The sequence below is a fragment of the Aeromonas sp. QDB23 genome, from assembly GCF_027707745.1.
Classification (GTDB): Bacteria; Pseudomonadota; Gammaproteobacteria; order Enterobacterales; family Aeromonadaceae; genus Aeromonas; species Aeromonas allosaccharophila.
Window position 1 is genome coordinate 34076 of the sequence record NZ_JAPCJA010000012.1, and the last position, 17793, is coordinate 51868.

11 protein-coding genes are annotated in these 17793 nt (G+C 60.6%); 3 read left to right on the top strand and 8 right to left on the bottom strand.

Annotated features, from left to right (window positions below):
• Nucleotides 1-15 precede the first annotated feature (15 nt).
• The 5 genes from PG888_RS07650 to PG888_RS07670 all read right to left on the bottom strand — a co-directional run bounded on the left by PG888_RS07650 (nt 16) and on the right by PG888_RS07670 (nt 7905).
• Nucleotides 16-2604 (bottom strand): sensor histidine kinase, encoded by a 2589-nt coding sequence (locus PG888_RS07650; protein ID WP_270693137.1) that lies wholly within the window; start codon nt 2602-2604, stop codon nt 16-18.
• A 126-nt stretch (nt 2605-2730) separates the two neighbouring features.
• Complete coding sequence (locus PG888_RS07655; RefSeq protein ID WP_058052661.1) at nt 2731-3258, bottom strand: potassium-transporting ATPase subunit C; 528 nt, start codon at nt 3256-3258, stop codon at nt 2731-2733.
• A gap of 62 nt (nt 3259-3320) precedes the next feature.
• Nucleotides 3321-5378 carry a potassium-transporting ATPase subunit KdpB gene (gene kdpB, locus PG888_RS07660; RefSeq protein WP_270693139.1) on the bottom strand — a complete coding sequence of 686 codons (2058 nt, stop codon included), beginning with the start codon at nt 5376-5378 and terminating at the stop codon, nt 3321-3323.
• Between the two features lie 67 nt (nt 5379-5445).
• Nucleotides 5446-7140 carry a potassium-transporting ATPase subunit KdpA gene (gene kdpA, locus PG888_RS07665; RefSeq protein ID WP_270693142.1) on the bottom strand — a complete coding sequence of 565 codons (1695 nt, stop codon included), beginning with the start codon at nt 7138-7140 and terminating at the stop codon, nt 5446-5448.
• 327 nt (nt 7141-7467) lie between these two features.
• Nucleotides 7468-7905 (bottom strand): winged helix-turn-helix transcriptional regulator, encoded by a 438-nt coding sequence (locus PG888_RS07670; RefSeq protein WP_204375550.1) that lies wholly within the window; start codon nt 7903-7905, stop codon nt 7468-7470.
• Between the two features lie 196 nt (nt 7906-8101).
• On the opposite strand from PG888_RS07670, the gene PG888_RS07675 reads away from it, so the two are divergent.
• Genes PG888_RS07675 through PG888_RS07685 form a run of 3 tightly spaced genes read left to right on the top strand, consistent with a single transcriptional unit; the run spans nt 8102 to nt 10821 of the window.
• Nucleotides 8102-8965, top strand: a complete 864-nt coding sequence (locus tag PG888_RS07675) for an alpha/beta fold hydrolase (RefSeq protein WP_058052664.1) — start codon at nt 8102-8104, stop codon at nt 8963-8965.
• Between the two features lie 11 nt (nt 8966-8976).
• Complete coding sequence (locus tag PG888_RS07680; protein WP_058052665.1) at nt 8977-9981, top strand: NADP-dependent oxidoreductase; 1005 nt, start codon at nt 8977-8979, stop codon at nt 9979-9981.
• A 51-nt stretch (nt 9982-10032) separates the two neighbouring features.
• Nucleotides 10033-10821: an SDR family NAD(P)-dependent oxidoreductase gene (locus tag PG888_RS07685; RefSeq protein ID WP_058052666.1), complete on the top strand. Its 789-nt coding sequence runs from the start codon at nt 10033-10035 to the stop codon at nt 10819-10821.
• A gap of 367 nt (nt 10822-11188) precedes the next feature.
• Here PG888_RS07685 and gorA read toward each other — a convergent pair whose 3' ends face one another.
• From gorA to PG888_RS07700, 3 genes are all read right to left on the bottom strand, one after another.
• Nucleotides 11189-12538 (bottom strand): glutathione-disulfide reductase, encoded by a 1350-nt coding sequence (gene gorA, locus PG888_RS07690; protein ID WP_270693145.1) that lies wholly within the window; start codon nt 12536-12538, stop codon nt 11189-11191.
• A 76-nt stretch (nt 12539-12614) separates the two neighbouring features.
• Entirely contained in the window at nt 12615-14582 is a 1968-nt protein-coding gene (locus PG888_RS07695; RefSeq protein ID WP_075112319.1) for an ATP-binding protein, read from the bottom strand.
• Nucleotides 14583-14699: 117 nt separating this feature from the next.
• Nucleotides 14700-17780, bottom strand: a complete 3081-nt coding sequence (locus PG888_RS07700; RefSeq protein WP_042656855.1) for a multidrug efflux RND transporter permease subunit — start codon at nt 17778-17780, stop codon at nt 14700-14702.
• Nucleotides 17781-17793 lie beyond the last annotated feature (13 nt).

Sequence of the window (17793 nt, forward strand, 5' to 3'; positions counted from 1 at the left end):
TCTGGCGGTCAGCCATCAGACCTCCGGTGAATTGAGGGCGAGCGGCAGGGAGATGCGCATGCAGGTGCCGTTGCCATTGGGGCCGGAGAAGGCCCAAATCTTGCCGCCGTGGGCCTCTATCATAGCGCGGGAAATGGCGAGGCCAAGCCCGGTGCCACGGCTGCCGCAATCGCCCACCGGCTGGGTGTAGAAGAGGTTGAAGATCTTCTCCCGATCCGACTCGGCGATACCGACCCCGATATCGATGATGTCGATGATGAGATCGGGTTCGGCCAGCATCACCTTGAACTCGATGGGGGTGCCTGCCGGCGAGTAGCGGGAGGCGTTGTCGAGAATATTGACCAGCACCTGCTCGATCAGAGCGCCGTGCACATAGAGCTGGGGCACATGCTGATCGAAATGGACCAGCAGCTTGTGCTGGCGCCAGGAGGAGTCGAGCCGCTTGCGGGCGCTCTCCACCAGATCCGCCAGATCGACCCAGTCCCGTTTCAGCTGGAAATCGGGGGAGCCGATGCGGGTCATATCCAGCAGATTCTGCACATAGCTGTGGAGGCGGCGCGCCTCTTCCTGTACCGAGTGGAGCAGTTCGTCGCGGTCTTCAGCGGGGATCCGGTCACCATATTCCAGCAGGGTACTGCCAGCCCCCATGATGGTCGCCAGCGGGGTTTTCAAATCGTGGGAGACCGAGGAGAGCAGGGCCGCCCGCATCCGGTCGGTCTCCGCCTGCAACTGGCTGTCGGCCAGCCGTTCGTTGAGGTCGATCCGCGCCAGTGCCGCGCGAATGTCGGTGAGCAGCGCCTGCAGCTGGTGCTCGGCGGAGGAGGAGAGCGGATTGGTCAGCGCTATGCCAATCACCAGATCGTCGCTGAGGTGGTGATACTGCGCCTCAGCGGCATTGAGGGTCGCTGTGTGGGCCCCGGCGCTCTGTTTCTGGGCCAGACACCAGTCGATGGCCGCCTTGTCGGTCTGTCCCGGTCTGTGCTTCTCGTTGCCGAGCCGGTCGTTGAACTCCTTGTCGATCACCACAGTCGGCTGGCCGAGCGCCAGCGAAATGGCCTGGGCACCTTGTCTGAGTACCTCCTCCGGACTGCTGGCGGTGGCCAGTCCCTGACTGAGGGAGAGCAGGGCATTGCCCAGCTGCTGGGTCTCGCGCAGGCCGATCAGCTGCTGGCGCTGGCGGGAGGCGAGCCGTCCCGCCGTCATGCCGACGATAAGCAGCACGAACAGGGTGAGCAGGTCGCTGTGGTTGGCGACGCTCAGGGAGAAGTAGGGGGCGGTAAAGAGCAGATTGTGGGCGATAAAGCCCAGCACCGCCGCCAGCGTGGCGGGCACCAGACTGGTGGTGAGGGCGGTCGCCAGCACCCCCAGCACGAACAGCAGCGGCAGGGCGGCTGGCGGCAGCCAGTAGGAGAGCCCCCAGGCGGCAGCCGAGGTGATCCCCATGATGGCCACCGCCAGCAGGCTGTGGTGGATATCCTTCGGCGTTGCGGAGCGCATCCCCACTCCGGGCTGGCGCTTCCCGGTATCGACCAGCGTGATTTCGAGCCCCTGCGCCTGTTTGAGCAGGTGTTGCACCAGCGAGCGGCGCCACGGCGCCTTGTGGGGTTTGCCGAGCAGCAGTTGGGAGACCTGCTGCTGTTCGGCGGTCTCCAGCAGGGTGTTGGCGACCGCGGGGCTGGAGAGGGTCAGCACCTTGGCGCCGAGGTGGGAGGCGAGCGCCAGCGCCTGCTCCACATCGGCTGAGCGGCGGCCATTGCTGTCGATATGCACCACCAGCCAGGGAAGTTGGCGGCGCTGGGCAAAGCGGTGGCCATAGCGCACCAGCGCCGAGCCGTGCTGATCGCCGAGGCAGACCATCAGCTTGCCCCGCAGCGGCAAGGTGGTCTTGCCTGCAGCCTGCCACTGCAGTTGCAGATCTCCCTCCACATGGCTGGCGGCGGTCTGCATCGCCAGCTCCCGCAATGCGGTGAGGTTGTTGAGGGAGAAGAAGGATTGCAGCGCCGCCTTGGCCTGATGGGGCACATAGACCTTGCCCTCCTTGAGTCGGCCGAGCAGCTCCTTGGGGGGCAGGTCGATCAGCACCAGACTGTCGGCTTCCAGCAGCACCTGATCGGGCAGGGTCTCTTTCACCCTGACCCCGGTCAGCTGCCACACCAGATCGTTGAGGCTCTCCAGATGCTGCACGTTGAGGGTGGTGTAGACGTCGATCCCGGCGTTGAGCAGCTCCTCCACATCCTGCCAGCGCTTCTCGTGGCGGCTGCCGGGGGCGTTGCTGTGGGCCAGCTCGTCCACCACTGCGATGGCCGGTTTGCGGGTGAGCAGGCCGTCGAGATCCATCTCCTCCAGTCGCTGCTGGCGGTGCATGTGGATCTTGCGCGGCATGATGGCGAGCTTGTCGAGCAGGGCCAGGGTCTCCTGACGGCCGTGGGTTTCCACCACGCCGATCAGGATGTCTACCCCCTCTTTGGCCTGTTCCCGCACTGCCTGCAGCATGGCGTAGGTCTTGCCCACGCCGGGAGCGGCGCCGAGAAACACCTTCAGCTTGCCCTTGTGCTCCTGTTCCAGGCTTGCCAGCAGGGCATCGGCCCGTACTTCATCACGCATCCCCATGCTCCTGCATCAGAATCGCCAGCAGGGCGTCGGCGCTTGCTACATCAGCCATTGTTATCCCTATCGAGCCAACCGCCCGTTTCGAAAATCGAGGTCATCACCAAACCGGAATGGGCGCCATCAGGCGCCCTTTTTATGATCCAGTTGCAGATTCAGCTGGAGAATGTTGACCACCTGCGGGCCAAGGATACCAGCTTGTGTGGCCGACTTGACCTGCTCCGTCAGTTGGGCGGGATCCAGCCCACGTTCTTTGGCGACGCGGTCCACCTGAGCCAGCACAGCATCGAGTGGCAGGTGGGGATCGAGGCCGGAAGCCGAGCGGGTCAGCATGGCGGGGGAGTTGGTTTCAGGCTGTGCCTTGGCTGCCTGTTCGGCAAACTCGGCCCGCAGCGGTGAGCTCATCCCCAGATTGCTGGCGCTACCGCCAATGGTGTTGAAATCGCTGGCGGAGGGGCGGGGATGGAAGTAGTCAGCCCGCTCGAATTTCTGCCCCAGCAGGGCGCTACCGATCAGTTGCTGCTTGCTGTCGGTGAGCTGGCTGCCATTGGCCTGCCAGGGGAACAGCAGTTGGGCCAGTCCGGTGACCGCCAGTGGATAACCCACTCCCAGCAGCAGGGTCAGGGTCAACAGGGTTCTGATTGCTATCATGATTCTCTTGCTCCAAAAGGATGGCTGGGGATGCGGGTTTGCCCCGCATCCCGGTTACGTCGTTACACCAGACCCAGGCCGGTAATGACCTGGTCGATCAGCTTGATGCCGATAAACGGCACCAGCAGGCCACCGACACCGTAGATCAGCAGGTTGCGGCGCAGCAGGCTGGCGGCCGAGCCTTTCAGGTCGACACCGCGCAGCGCCAGTGGCACCAGCGCTACGATGATCAGGGCGTTGAAGATGATGGCCGACAGGATGGCGCTCTGCGGGCTGCCCAGCTGCATCAGGTTCAGCGCGCCCAGTTGCGGGTAGGCGGCGATGAACAGGGCTGGCAGGATGGCAAAGTACTTGGCCACATCGTTGGCGATGGAGAAGGTGGTCAGGGCGCCACGGGTCACCAGCAGCTGTTTGCCGACCAGCACCACGTCCAGCAGCTTGGTGGGGTTGGAGTCGAGATCCACCAGATTGCCCGCCTCCTTGGCGGCCTGGGTCCCCTCGTTCATGGCCAGCCCCACATCCGCCTGTGCCAGTGCGGGCGCATCGTTGGCGCCGTCACCGCACATGGCGACCAGACGACCATCGGCCTGTTCCTGCCGGATATAGGCGAGCTTCTTTTCCGGCGTTGCTTCGGCGATGAAGTCATCCACCCCTGCCTCGGCGGCGATGGCGGCGGCGGTTTTCGGGTTGTCGCCGGTGATCATCACGGTGCGGATCCCCATATGGCGCAGGATCTGGAAGCGGGCCTTGATGCCGGGCTTGATGATGTCCTTGAGGAACACCACCCCCAGCAGTTTCTCCTGAGTGCAGACCAGCAGCGGAGTCCCCCCCTGACGGGCGATGCTGTCGACTGACTTGAGCACCAGCTCAGGTACCGCCTTGCGGTCGAGGCTGAGGTAGTTCAGTACGGCATCGACCGCCCCCTTGCGATATTGATGACCGTTGCGATCCAGTCCGCTCAGGCGAGTCTCGGCGCTGAAGGGGATCACCTTGTCATCATCCAGCTGGCTCGGCTTGGCGATGCTCTTGCTGGCCAGAGTCAGGATGGATTTACCCTCCGGGGTGTTGTCACCCAGCGAGGCCAGCATGGCAGCTTGCGCCAGCAGGGCGGGATCGACGCCCGGTGCCGGGATCAGTTCGTCAGCCATCCGGTTGCCGAAGGTGATGGTGCCGGTCTTGTCCAGCAGCAGGGTGCGCACGTCACCGGCCGCCTCGACGGCACGGCCAGACTTGGCGATGACGTTCAGCTTCACCAGTCGATCCATACCGGCAATGCCGATGGCAGAGAGCAGGCCGCCGATGGTGGTCGGGATCAGGGTGATGAAGAGAGCGATCAGGTAGAGGCGCGGTACCTGAGTGCCGTTGTAGTCGAGGAACCAGGGCAGGGTCGCGACCACCAGCAGGAAGATCAGGGTCAGCCCCACCAGCAGGGCATCGAGCGCCATCTCGTTGGGGGTCTTCTGACGTTTGGCCCCTTCCACCAGTGCGATCATCCGATCCAGTGTGCTCTCGCCCGGATTGTTGCTGACGCGCACCCAGATCTCGTCGGAGACGACGGTGGTGTTGCCGGTCACGCCGCTGCGGTCGGTGCCCGACTCGCGAATGACAGGGGCGGATTCGCCGGTGATGGCGGCCTCGTTGACCGAGGCGATACCGGCGATCACCTCACCGTCGGCCGGGATCATCTCGCCGCTGCGTACCAGCACCAGATCCCCCTTCATCAGGCTGGTGGCGGGTACCCACTCGCCCTGACCATCTTTGGCATTAGCCACACGACGGGCCTTGAGCTGGCTCATGCCCGCTTTCAGGCTATCGGCGCGGGCCTTGCCGCGTCCCTCGGCCAGCGTCTCGGCGAAGTTGGCAAACCAGAGGGTCAGCCAGAGCCAGGCGGTCAGCTGCCAAGCCAGACTGGGGGCAACACCCGAGAAGGGCTGCCCCAGCAAGGACTCCACGGTCGCCATCACGGCGGCCAGCCAGAGGGTGAACAGAATAGGGCTGCCAAACAGCGCCTTGGGATTGAAGCGATAGAGGGCCTCAACCATGGCTTGCAGGACCTGTGATTTCTGTTTTTTGCCCTTCACCTTAATGGTGTCGGTGCTCATTGCAGTGGACTTGCTCATTGGAAAGCTCCCAGCATCAGATAGTTGGCCATTGGCATCCGGATGGTGATCGACAGGGTCAGGTTCATCAGAACGCCCCTCCGATCAGGCTCAGATGTTCGGCCACCGGGCCCAGTGCCAGCACCGGCAGGAAGGAGAGGCCACCTATCAGCAGGACGGTGATGATCAGCAGGGTAACGAACAGCGGGCCGCTGATGGGAAAGTCCCCTTCGCTCGTCTCCTGACGGGGCGCACGGGCCAGCTGACCGGCGATGGCCAGTACCGGAATGATGTAGCCGAAGCGACCGAGCAGCATGGCCAGACCGATGGCGATGCACTGCCAGTTGTCACCGGCTGCAAAACCGGCGAAGGCGGAGCCGTTGTTGCCGGCAGCCGAGGCGTAGGCATAGATGAGGCGTGACAGACCGTGCGGGCCATCATGGCCAATGATGGTGCTGGCATCCGGCATCAGCAGGGTGACACCACCGATCACCAACACCCCCACCGGCATCACCAGCATGCTGGCGACCACCCACTTCATCTCGGTGATACCTAGGCGCTTGCCCAGATAGGTCGGGGTGCGCCCCACCATCAGGCCGCACAAGAAGACGGTCAGCAGCACGAACAGCATCATGCCGTAGATACCGGCACCTACGCCGCCGAACACCACTTCACCCAGCAGCATGTTGATCATGCCAACCATGCCGGCGAGGGGGGCAAAGCTGTCGTGCATGGCATTGACCGAGCCGTTGGAGGCGGCGGTGGTTGCCACTTCCCAGATGCTGGAGAGCACAGGGCCGAAGCGGCTCTCCTTGCCTTCCCAGTTGCCAGCCATATTGCTGGCGTCAGTGGTGAGGTGGGCGAGGGCTGGATCCAGTTTCAGCTCCTGAGTGATGGAGACGAAGAGCCCCAGCACCAGCATGAGGGTCATGGCGCCGAGAATGGCACGGCTGTGGGCCATGTCTTTCACGTAGCGGCCCAGAGTAAAGACCATGGCGGCGGCGATGGTGAGCAGAGTGACCATCTCCAGCCAGTTGGAGAGGGCGGTCGGGTTCTCGAACGGATGTGCCGAGTTGATGCCGAAGAAGCCGCCACCGTTGGAGCCAAGCTGCTTGATGGCAATTTGCGAAGCAGCCGGGCCGAGCGGCAGCAGCTGCTCCTGACCTTCCACACCGTGGAACGGCAGGTAGGCGGAGAGGCTTTGCGGCACCCCTTGCCACACCAGCACCAGCGCCATAATCAGCGCGATTGGCAGCAGCACGTAGAGGCAGAAACGCACCAGATCCTGCCAGAAGTTGCCAAGGTTGATGGTCTGCTGGCGGGCGATACCGCGGAACAGGGCAATGGCTACAGCGGCGCCCGTCCCTGCGGAGACGAAGTTCTGGGTGGTTAGGCCCACCATCTGGCTGAAGTAGGAGAGGCTGGCCTCACCGGAATAGGCTTGCCAGTTGGTGTTGGTCATAAAGCTGACCGCGGTGTTGAAGGCCAGTTGCCAGCTCAGACCCGGCAGTTGTTGCGGGTTGAGGGGCAGCAACCCCTGCGCCATCAGGATCAGGAACAGCAGACCAAAACCGGCGCCGTTGAAGGCCAGCAGGCTGAGGGCGTAGGACTTCCAGTCCTGCTCCCGTCCATCGGTGCCGCAACAGGCCAGCGTGGCGCGCTCGACCGGTGCCAGCCAGCGGGTTTTGCCTTCAAATACCCGGTAGATGTAGTTGCCCAGCAGCGGTGCCGGCAGCAGAACCAGCAGCACGAAGGCCACCGGATAGATTATTTCTTGCCACATATCAGATCCCTCACTCGTGACTGCGCGTGAGTGCACGCAGCAGGTAGACCATCAAGGCGAGGACGAGCAGCAGATATAGCCAATTCATATCGACTCCATTGAGATAATTAGCTGCGAAAGTCGATGTAAAACCCTATCGACTCTGTTGGTGTCATTGACGCTGAAAGGGTATGTAAAACAGGCGTAAAGGCGCCATAAAGCGCCATGGGGCAGGCGTAAAATCGGCGTAAAGAACGGCGGTTTTGCGAGAGAAATGGCGAGGAGGGATCAAAAAACCCGGCCTGAGCCGGGTTTGGGTGAAAGACGATACGATTGCCAAATCACCTGTCAGCTTTCATCAGGCATCACCACGCGCAGCGGGCGGGTCCCAATCTTTGCCCCGGTCACTTCATCGACCACGATGGCCTTGATTTCTGTGCCGGCCTCCATATCGAAGAAACGGATCATGTTGTCGTCGCCCCGATATTGGCGACCCCACTCACCAATCATGAAGAGTATCGGTAGAAAATCGCGACCGGCGGCGGTCAGCAGATACTCCTCACGGGGTGGATGTTCAGAATAAAGCCTTTTTTCCAGCAAACCCTCTTCGGTCAACGTCGCCAGTCGGCGGGTCAACATCGTGGGTGCTATCCCCAGACTTTTCCGGAACTGGTCAAAGCGAGTGAGACCGGCATGGGCATCGCGCAGGATCAATATGCTCCATGCATCACCAGCAATCGCCATGCTGCGCGCGATTGGGCATGGGGTATCGTAACTTTTTTTCATGTTCATACTGTTTTGATAGTGACTTGGTTGTGAATTGATAGTAAGTTGATATCAATTTGATAGTAACACCGCAACCACAAACAATCCACCCAACACGGAGATCTCGGACATGGTTACAAAGAAGATGGGGATCGCCTCGATAACCGGGAGATCTGCCGGTCACCGCCCGGTGACCACACTACGTCAGACAGGGCATATGGATTGGAAAGATGTGCCGACCCGTACCCTTGATGTGAACGGAACATCTTTTGCCTATCGTGCGCTGGGCCCCGACACCGGTGTGCCGGTGATCTTTTTGCACCATCTGATGGCGGTACTCGATGACTGGGATCCCGGTGTTATCGATGGCATCGCGGCGAAACGCCGGGTTATCGCTTTTGATAATCGCGGCGTCGGCGCCTCGGGGGGAGCGGTGCCACATACCATTGAGGAGATGGGACGTGATGCCATCGCCTTTATTCGCGCCATGGGATTAAAGCAGGTCGATCTGCTCGGGTTTTCGTTAGGCGGTGGTGTGGCGCAAATGGTGGCTTTGCAGGCGCCGGATCTGGTGCGCCGGATTGTGCTTGCCGGAACCGGGCCGCGGGGAGGTGGCGGTATCGACGAGATCAACAAGATTGCCGCCACCGCCTACCTCAAAGCGGCATTGACGCTGAACGATCCGCGGCACTTCCTGTTTTTTCCCCGCACACCGGATGGCAAGCGCGCGGCAAAAGAGTACTTCTCTCGCCTGAAAGCGCGCACGATTGACCGTGACCAGCCCATCTCCCTGCAGGCCAGATATGCCCAGCTCAAGGCGATCCGGAGTGCGGGATTGAGTGCGCCGGATGATCTCTCGGTCATCACGCAACCGGTGTTCGTGGCCAATGGCGACCATGACCTGATGGTCGATAGCCGACTGTCAGCGGATATGGCTCGCCGGCTGCCGAATGCCCGACTGACGATTTACCCCGACTCGGGGCACGGTGGCATTTTTCAGCACTATCTTGCCTTTGTGCCCGAGGTGCTGGCCTTCCTCGCGGATGACACAGACCTGACCCCGATGCACAGCCAAGGATGAATGACCGAACCATGAAAGCACTCACATTCAAACGTTACGGCAAGTCGCCGGAGATTGGGCTCACGGATATCCCGCGTCCCGCACTGAAGGCGGACGAAATGCTGGTTCAGGTTTATGCCGCTGGCCTGAACCCGATCGACAACATGATTCCGACCGGCATGTTCAAACCGGTGCTTCACTTTCAGCTTCCCGCCACATTGGGCAGCGATCTGGCCGGTGTCGTGACCGAGGTCGGCAGTCAGGTGACCCGTTTCAAACCGGGCGATGCCGTCTTCGCCAGTATTTTCGATCTCGGTAGCGGATCGCTGGCCGAATTTGCGGTGGTGCCTGAGCGCGCTGCGGCGTTGAAACCCGCCAATCTGGATTTCGTGCAAGCCGCCTCGATCCCGATGGTCGGGCTCACCTCATGGCAAGCGCTGAAGGAGCGCGCCAATCTGCAGGCTGGCCAAAAAGTGTTTATCCCTGCCGGATCCGGTGGCATCGGCACCTTTGCTATCCAGCTTGCCAAGCTGCTGGGGGCCAGGGTGGGCACCACCGTCAGTAGCGGCAACATCGAGCTGGTGCGCGAGCTGGGGGCCGATGAGGTGGTCGATTACAAGCAACAGGCATTCGAGCACCAACTGCACGGCTACGATGCCGTGCTGGGGACCGTCAGGGGAGATGCGATCGAAAAAGCCATCGATATCCTCAAACCGGGCAGCAAGATTATCTCCCTCACTGGCCCGCTGGATGCTGCCTTCGCGCGGGCCCGGGGGCTGAACGTATTGCTCCGCCTCCTGTTCGGGCTGATGAGCCGAAAAATCAGGTCGCGGGCGAACAAGCGGAACGTCGCCTACTCGTTCCTGTTTGTGCGTCCCGATGGCGACCAACTCACCGAAATCGGCGAGCTGCTCGACGCGCAACGCATCAAGCCGGTGATCGACAAGGTATTCCCGTTCGACCAGGCCAAAGAAGCGTTGGAGTATCTCGCCAAGGGCCACGCCAGGGGCAAGGTCGTCGTCAGCATCAAGCCGTGATCACGGCCGCATTGGCTCGTTCACCCACGCCATCCATATCAAGGAAATAACATGACCACACTACCGACAGTCTTTATCACCGGCGCCTCCAGCGGTATCGGTGCCACCTATGCCGAACGTTTTGCTCGTCGCGGCCACGATCTTGTTCTTGTTGCGCGCAACAAGTCACGGCTGGATGCGCTGGCCATGCGCCTGCGTGAGCAACACCAGATAGCCGTTGAGGTGCTGCAGGCTGACCTGACCAATTCGGCAGAGCTGCCGGCACTGGAAACTCGCCTGCGGCATGACGCACGTATCGGCATCCTCATTAACAATGCCGGTATGCCGCAATCCGGGCATTTTCTGGAGCAATCTCCCGAGGCCATCGAATCCCAGATCGCGCTGAACATAACCGCATTGACGCGGCTCGCCGCAGCGATCGCACCGCGCCTTGCGCAATCCGGCACGGGGAGCATCGTCAACATTGGTTCGGTGGTGGGATTTTCGCCCGAGTTCGGTATCTCTCTCTACGGTGCGACCAAAGCCTATGTGCTGTTTTTGTCGCAGGGGCTGGCTCATGAACTGTCACCCAAAGGGGTCTATGTGCAAGCCGTGTTGCCGGCAACAACCCGCACCGAAATCTGGGCGCATGCAGGTGTGGATGTCAACACTCTCCCCGAGGTGATGGAAGTGGGTGAGCTGGTTGATGCTGCACTGGTCGGGTTCGATCGCCGCGAGTTGGTGACGATTCCGCCGCTTCATGTCGCCGAACGCTGGACCGCTCTGGATGAGGCACGTCAAGGGCTGATGTCGGATCTTCGCCAAGCCCATGCGGCCGAACGATATCAGCCGCAAGCCTGAGCACCTCAATCTGCCAGATTGGACTTGAATGCGATGCGAGGAGATACGCTCGTCATGCCATCCAACCTGACAGCCACTGTCTAAGAACCGCGCGTGATGGCGGTACTGATGCGCAGACCGAGGTCGAATCTCGCTCTGTGGTGATAGCGCTGCTACAGGAAGTAGTTGGCGTGTGGTGGCCCACTCTGTCATGCAGTCGGGAGGAGGGGAAAAGGGGAACTGAGTTGTTGAAGCCGGCCTGATGGTGATCAGGCCGGCTTCGACGTGCTTATCGCATGGTGACAAACTCTTCCGCACTGGTGGGATGGGGCGTGGAAACACAGTTGTTGAAGCGGGTCTGATAGTGACAGGCCAGCTTCCAACGTGCCTATCGCATTGTCACAAACTCTTCCGCACTGGTCGGATGGATAGCGACACAGTTGTCAAAGTCCGCCTTGGTGGCACCCATCTTCATGGCGACGCCGAAACCTTGCAGGATCTCGTCCATCGCAAAGCCGATACCGTGCAGACCGACCACCTTCTCTTCCGGGCCGACACAGACCAGCTTCATCCTGGTGGGCTGGCGATGCTGGGTCAGCGCCGAGTACATGGCGGTGAACTGGCTGCGGTAGACCTTCACCTGATCTTCACCGTATTCGGCGATGGCTTCCGGCTCGGTCAGGCCAATGGTACCGATGGGCGGGTGGCTGAACACCACGGTCGGTACCAGATCGTAGTTGAGGTGCTCGTTCGGCTTGTTGTTGAACAGCCGCTCGGAGAGACGACGGCCCGCCGCGACGGCTACCGGGGTGAGCTGGATGCGGCCGGTGTTGTCACCCACCGCATAGATGTTGGCGACGGCGGTGTTCTGGAACTTGTCGGTCGGGATAAAGCCCTTCTCGTCCAGCGTGATGCCTGCGGCAGCCAGATTGAGGTTGTCGGTAGCCGGTACGCGGCCGATGGCCCAAATCAGGCAGTCAACGGTGAGGTGGCGACCATCTTCCAGTTGCAGGGTCAGGCTGTTGTCAGCGTTCTTGAGCACGGCTTTGGGAATGGCGTGGGTGTGCAACTTGGGCCCTTCCTGCGCCATGATTTCCACCAGTGTCTCGTGGATCATGGGGTCGAAGTTGCGCAGCGGGGCGTGCTTGCGCACCACCAGATGGGTCTCGGAGCCGAGCGCCTGCATCACGCCAGCGATCTCCACCGCGATGTAGCCCGCACCGACCACGGCAACCCGCTTGGGTTGGTTTTGCAGGTCAAAGAAACCGTCGGAGTCGATACCCAGCTCGGCGCCCGGAATGGCAGGTACTTCGGGACGGCCACCGGTGGCGATCAGAATATGATCGGCAGTGTATTGCTCGCCATTGACCTCGATGGTGTTGCTGCTGACGAAGCGGGCGAAGCCCTTGATGACGGTGATCTGGTTCTTGCCCAGCACGTTCTGATAGGACTGGTGGATGCGGCCGATGTAGGCCTGGCGGGACTCGACCAGCTTGGCCCAGCTGAATTGATTGAGGGTGGTGTCGAAACCGTAGTCGGCACCATATTTCAGGGCATCGGCGATCTGGCCGGCATACCACATGGCCTTCTTCGGTACGCAGCCTACGTTGACGCAGGTTCCACCCAACTCTTTGGCTTCAATCAGGGCGACTTTCTTGCCATACATGGCAGCCCGGTTGGCCGAGGCGATGCCGCCGCTGCCGCCACCGATGGCGATATAGTCAAAATGCTGTGCCATTGCGAGGTTCTCCGCTCATTAAGAATGCAATCACAGCATGATGGGGATAAAGCGGCTGGCTCACAAGAGCCAGCGCTCAGTTATGTTGGATTGGCAGGCGAATATGGAACTGGGCGCCGTTGCCCGGTTCGCTGGCACAGCTGATACGGCCTTTCAGCAGTTGCACCACCAGGTTGTAGATGATGTGAGTGCCGAGCCCGCTGCCACCCTGGCCCCGCTTGGAGGTGACGAAGGGATCGAAGATGCGCGGCAATATTTCGGGCGGGATGCCGCGACCGTTGTCCGAGTAGTCGATAAACAGCTCCTCTCCCTGCTGCTCCACCTTGATGGTGATCTTCTTCGGCTTGTCCCAGTTGTCGAAACCGTGGTTGATGGAGTTGAGGATCAGGTTCGAGTAGATCTGGGTAAAGCTGCCCGGGAAGGAGAAGATCGACAGCTTGGGATCGCACTGGATATCCACTTCGCACTGGCTCTTCTTCAGTTTGTGACCGAGGGAGACCACTACCTGATGCAGGTTGTCGGCGAGGCTGAAGTTGTAACGTGCTTCCGATGACTGATCGACCGCCACCTGCTTGAAGCTGGCGATAAGCTCGGAGGCGCGGCGCAGGTTGCTCTGCAGCAGCTGCATCGATTCGTCGAGGTTGACGGTGAACTCGTTGAGATAGGAGCGCGACAACTGCTTGGAGTCGATATGGGACTTGAAGTCGGCGACCCGCTCCTGCAGATAGGAGGAGGCGGTCACGCTGATGCCGATCGGGGTGTTGATCTCGTGTGCTACCCCGGCTACCAGCGAGCCGAGGGAGGCCATCTTCTCCGACTCCACCAGAGTCTGCTGGGCCTGTTTCAGATCGTCGTAGGCCTTGCCCAGCTGGTTGTTGGCCTCGCTCAGGCTACGGGTACGCTCCTCCACCTTGCCCTCCAGCTGTTCGTTAAGCTGGATGATCTCCCGCTCGACTGTTTTCAGCTGGGTGATGTCGTAGCCAAACCCGATCTGGTATTTGAGGTTGGGGCCATCGTAGAAGGGAACGAAGGTCCACTGCAGCACCAGCTCGTGGGCCTGCTGGTCATGCATGATGACCTCCTGATCTGCCAGCGAACCCTCTGCGGCCAGGATGTTGTTCAGCTCTTCCCGCTGGGTCGGGCTGACAAACAGATCCAGCCAGTTGTGCTGCAGCAGCTCCTGCTGGTGGTAGCCGGTCAGCAGGATGGCGGCCGGGTTGATGCTGGCAATGGTCAAGTCCGGCTCCATGCAGCAGATGACCATGTTGGCCGAGTTGATCAGGGTGGCGGAGAAGTCCCGCTCCTGCTGCAACTGTTCAGCCGCCTGATGGCGGGCAACCAGTTCGTCACGCAGTCTGGTGCGCATCTGGTTGAGGGTGGCGACCAGAGTATCCAGCTCATCGGGTTTCTTGCGCGGTTGCGGGCGTCCCTCCAGCTCCAGCTCCATATCGAGCCGGTCCAGATTGAACTTCTGGGCGTAGCTGGCGATGCGATTGAGGTGCCGCACCACCAGATAGTAAATGATGATCAGGATACAAAATGAGACCACCAGGGTCTTGATGGTCTGGCTGACCATGATCAGCACCGATTTTTCGATGAGGCGCTGGTAGATCTGCTCGAGAGAGGCGGCAACGAACAGCTTGCCGACGATTTCACCCTGATAGGTGAGGTTGAATTCGCGGGAGATATCGTAGCTTTCCCGTTCGGTCCCCTGGGTCAACAGCGGGACTTCCGAGTTGCCGAGCATCTCCTTGACCATCACGAACTGCATGTTGGGCAGGTTCATGATCCCTTCGATCTGCACCTTGACCTGCTCTTCATCGAGGTTCCACAAGCTGGCGGCGATGGGTTGCAGGAAAGAGGCCTCGATCTGGCCGATGCTGTCTTCGATAACGGCCACATCCTTGCGGTAATCCCAGGCGAGTTGCAACACCGTAATGATCATCGCCAATACGGTACTGCACACCAGAATGTAGGAGAGCAGGCGGTATGAGAGTCCGTTGCGGCCTACGGCCTCGGCGGTCTTGGAGATAAGTCCTGACATGGCGTCCTTGCGGTCTGGATGTGATGTTTTTTAGTTTAACTGCTTCATGCACTTATGTCGTCTTTCCTGCGAAGCATAAACAAGGCCCCGTGTCGGGGCCTTGGCGTGTCGTGATGATCAGTGTCCGCTGTTTGCCTTGGGCGGAATGGTTTCATCGAATACCGGCAACGGTTTGTGCTCGGAAGCCAGATAGGTGTAGATCACCGGCAGCACGAACAGGGTGAACAGGGTACCGATGGCGAGACCGGCCACGATGACGATACCGATGCTGAAACGTTGGGCTGCACCGGCGCCAGTGGCGTAGAGCAGCGGGATCAGACCGGCAATCATGGCGGCGGTGGTCATCAGGATCGGACGCAGACGCACCTTGGCGGCTTGCATCACGGCTTCCATCCTGTTCATGCCGCGCAGCAGCTGCTCTTCCTTCGCCACTTCACAGATCAGGATGCCGTGCTTGGTAATCAAGCCAACGAGCGTGATCAGGCCCACCTGGGAGTAGATGTTCATGGTCGCCAGTCCCCATGCCAGGGCAATCAGCGCCCCGCTGATGGCGAGCGGTACCGAGACCATTATGACCAGCGGGTCACGCACCGACTCGAACTGGATGGCCAGCACCAGGAAGATGATGGCCAGTGCCAGCGCGAAGGTGGCATAGAGTGCATTGCCTTCGGTGACGAACTGACGGGCTTCCCCCATGAAGTCGTAACGATAGCCTTGCGGCAGCTTCTCGTCGGCGACGGTCTGGAACCAGTTGATCGCATCACCCATGGCCACGCCCGGAGCCGGAACGGCGCCGATGGTGGCGGAGTTCAGCTGGTTGAAGTGGGGCAGGGCGCGGGGCTCGCCAACCACTTCAATGGTGATCAGGCTGCCGAGCGGGATCGACTTGCCGTCTGCGGCCCGCACGTAATAGCCCTTGATGGACTCCGGATTGAGACGGTATTTGCGCTCGACCTGGGGGATCACCTCGTAAGAGCGGCCATCCAGGTCGATACGGTTGACGTAACCGTCCGCCATCATGGTGCCCATGGTGATACCGATGTCCTGCATGGTGATGCCGTAGGCACCCGCCTTGTCCTTGTCGATGCGGATCTTCATGGTGGCGGAGTCGTAGTTCAGATCGAGATCCGAATAGACGAACTGACCGTTACCCTGAGCGGCAGCCAGAATCTCGCCAGCCACCAGGAACAGGCTTTCGAAGCTGTTCGGGGTGGTGATGACGAACTGGATCGGCAGACCACTGGAGGCACCCGGCAGTTCCGGGAACTGGAAGGTGGTGATGGCCATACCCGGAATGTCTTTCACCAGATTGGCGACCCGATCCAGCACCTCTTTCTGGCTCGCTTCACGCTGACTCCAGGGCACCATGGAGGCGATACCGAACGCCTGGTTGGCGTTGAACACCCCGGAGAAGACCTGGGAGAAGGCGATTTCCGGCTGTTCATCCAGGATCTTGTTCACATCCGCCATGGTGTTTTCGATGTAGTCCAGGTTGGCGTTGGACGGTGCGGTACCCAGCACGGCCATGACCCCCTTGTCCTCTGACGGGGCCAGTTCGCTCGGGATGAACTTGAACAGCAGCGGCAGGCTGCCGAACACGATGACGGCGAACGCCACGATGACGATGCGCTTCTTCATCACCGCATGCAGCATGCTGTCGTAGCGATCGGTCATCCGTTCCAGCAGGTGGTGGACTGTGCTCTCGAATTTACCCGGCGTTTCATTGGCCTTGAGCATCTTGGAGCACATCATCGGCGACAGGGTCAGCGCGATGATGCCCGAGACGAACACGGCGCCTGCCAGCGTCAGGGCAAACTCCTTGAACAGGGAGCCGGTGATGCCGCCCATCAGGGCGATAGGCGCGTATACCGCGGCCAGGGTAACCGTCATGGCGATGACCGGCACCGCGATTTCACGAGTACCGATAATGGCTGCCCGGAACGGCTCTTCCCCCTCCTTGATATGGCGGTCGACGTTCTCCAGCACCACGATGGCGTCATCCACCACCAGACCGATCGCCAGTACCATCGCCAGCAGGGTCATCAGGTTTATCGAGAAGCCGAACATATCCATCATCATCACCACGCCGATAAGACTGAGCGGAATGGTAATGATCGGGATGATGACCGCGCGGAATGAACCGAGGAACAGGGTGATGACCACCAGTACGATGGCGGCCGCCTCCAGGATGGTCTTGATAACCTCGTGAATGGACTCGTTGATCGCCACGGTGGAGTCATACATCACGTTGAGATGCATGGTGCTCGGCATGTTGCGCTCAAGGCTCGGCAGCAGATCCAGCACATCGCGGGCGATGTTGATGGGGTTGGCTGTCGGTGCGGCGTTGACCGCCATGACTACCGCTTCGCGGCCGTTGGCGCTGGCACGATAGATGTCGTGGCTCTTCTCCAGGCTCACCTTGGCAATGTCGGAGAGGCGGATCACCTTGCCGTCACGGGTGGCGACCACCAGACGCTTCAGCTCGTCGACATCCTTGACCTGGGTCTCGGCGTTGCCGTTGAACAGGGTGAAGTAGCCGGTCGCCTGACCTGTCGCGGACTGATAGTTGTTGCTGTTGAGCACCGTCATCACGTCGCTGGCCGTCAGGTTGAAGGCCGCCATCTTGGCCGGATCCAGCCATACCCGCAGGGCAAACTCGACACCGCCGTAGAGGTCAACCTTGGAGACCCCGCCGACAGTAAAGAGCTGCGGCTTGATAACCCGCTCCAGATAGTCGGTGATCTGGCTGGAGTTGAGCTCAGGGCTGGTGAAACCGAGGTAGAGCACCGCCGTGGTTGAACCGGTGGAGGAGGTGACCGAAGGGTCTTCCGCCTCTTTCGGCAACTGGGAGCGCACCGAGTTCACCTTCGCCAGGATGTCGGACAGCGCGGCGTTGGGGTCGGTGTTGAGCTTCATGTACGCGGTGATGGTGGAGCTGCCCAGCTGGCTGGAGGAGGTCATGAAGTCGATGTTGTCGGCTTGCGCGACCGCCTGTTCCAACGGCTGGGTGATGAACCCCTGGATCAGGTCAGAACTGGCGCCATAGTAGCCAGTACTGACGGTGATCACCGTGTTGGTCACCTCGGGGTATTCCCGTACCTGCATCTTGAAGATGGCCTGAAAGCCCAGCAAGGCGATCAGGAAGCTGAGCGAGATCGCCAGCACAGGCCGTTTTATAAATATGTCAGTAAATCGCATCGCAGATCTCCGC

Coding starts and splice junctions, on each gene's coding strand:
- PG888_RS07650 (WP_270693137.1), bottom strand. CDS start 2,604: ATGCGTGATGAAGTACGGGCCGATGCCCTGCTGGCAAGCCTGGAACAG.
- PG888_RS07655 (WP_058052661.1), bottom strand. CDS start 3,258: ATGATAGCAATCAGAACCCTGTTGACCCTGACCCTGCTGCTGGGAGTG.
- kdpB (WP_270693139.1), bottom strand. CDS start 5,378: ATGAGCAAGTCCACTGCAATGAGCACCGACACCATTAAGGTGAAGGGC.
- kdpA (WP_270693142.1), bottom strand. CDS start 7,140: ATGTGGCAAGAAATAATCTATCCGGTGGCCTTCGTGCTGCTGGTTCTG.
- PG888_RS07670 (WP_204375550.1), bottom strand. CDS start 7,905: ATGAAAAAAAGTTACGATACCCCATGCCCAATCGCGCGCAGCATGGCG.
- PG888_RS07675 (WP_058052664.1), top strand. CDS start 8,102: ATGGATTGGAAAGATGTGCCGACCCGTACCCTTGATGTGAACGGAACA.
- PG888_RS07680 (WP_058052665.1), top strand. CDS start 8,977: ATGAAAGCACTCACATTCAAACGTTACGGCAAGTCGCCGGAGATTGGG.
- PG888_RS07685 (WP_058052666.1), top strand. CDS start 10,033: ATGACCACACTACCGACAGTCTTTATCACCGGCGCCTCCAGCGGTATC.
- gorA (WP_270693145.1), bottom strand. CDS start 12,538: ATGGCACAGCATTTTGACTATATCGCCATCGGTGGCGGCAGCGGCGGC.
- PG888_RS07695 (WP_075112319.1), bottom strand. CDS start 14,582: ATGTCAGGACTTATCTCCAAGACCGCCGAGGCCGTAGGCCGCAACGGA.
- PG888_RS07700 (WP_042656855.1), bottom strand. CDS start 17,780: ATGCGATTTACTGACATATTTATAAAACGGCCTGTGCTGGCGATCTCG.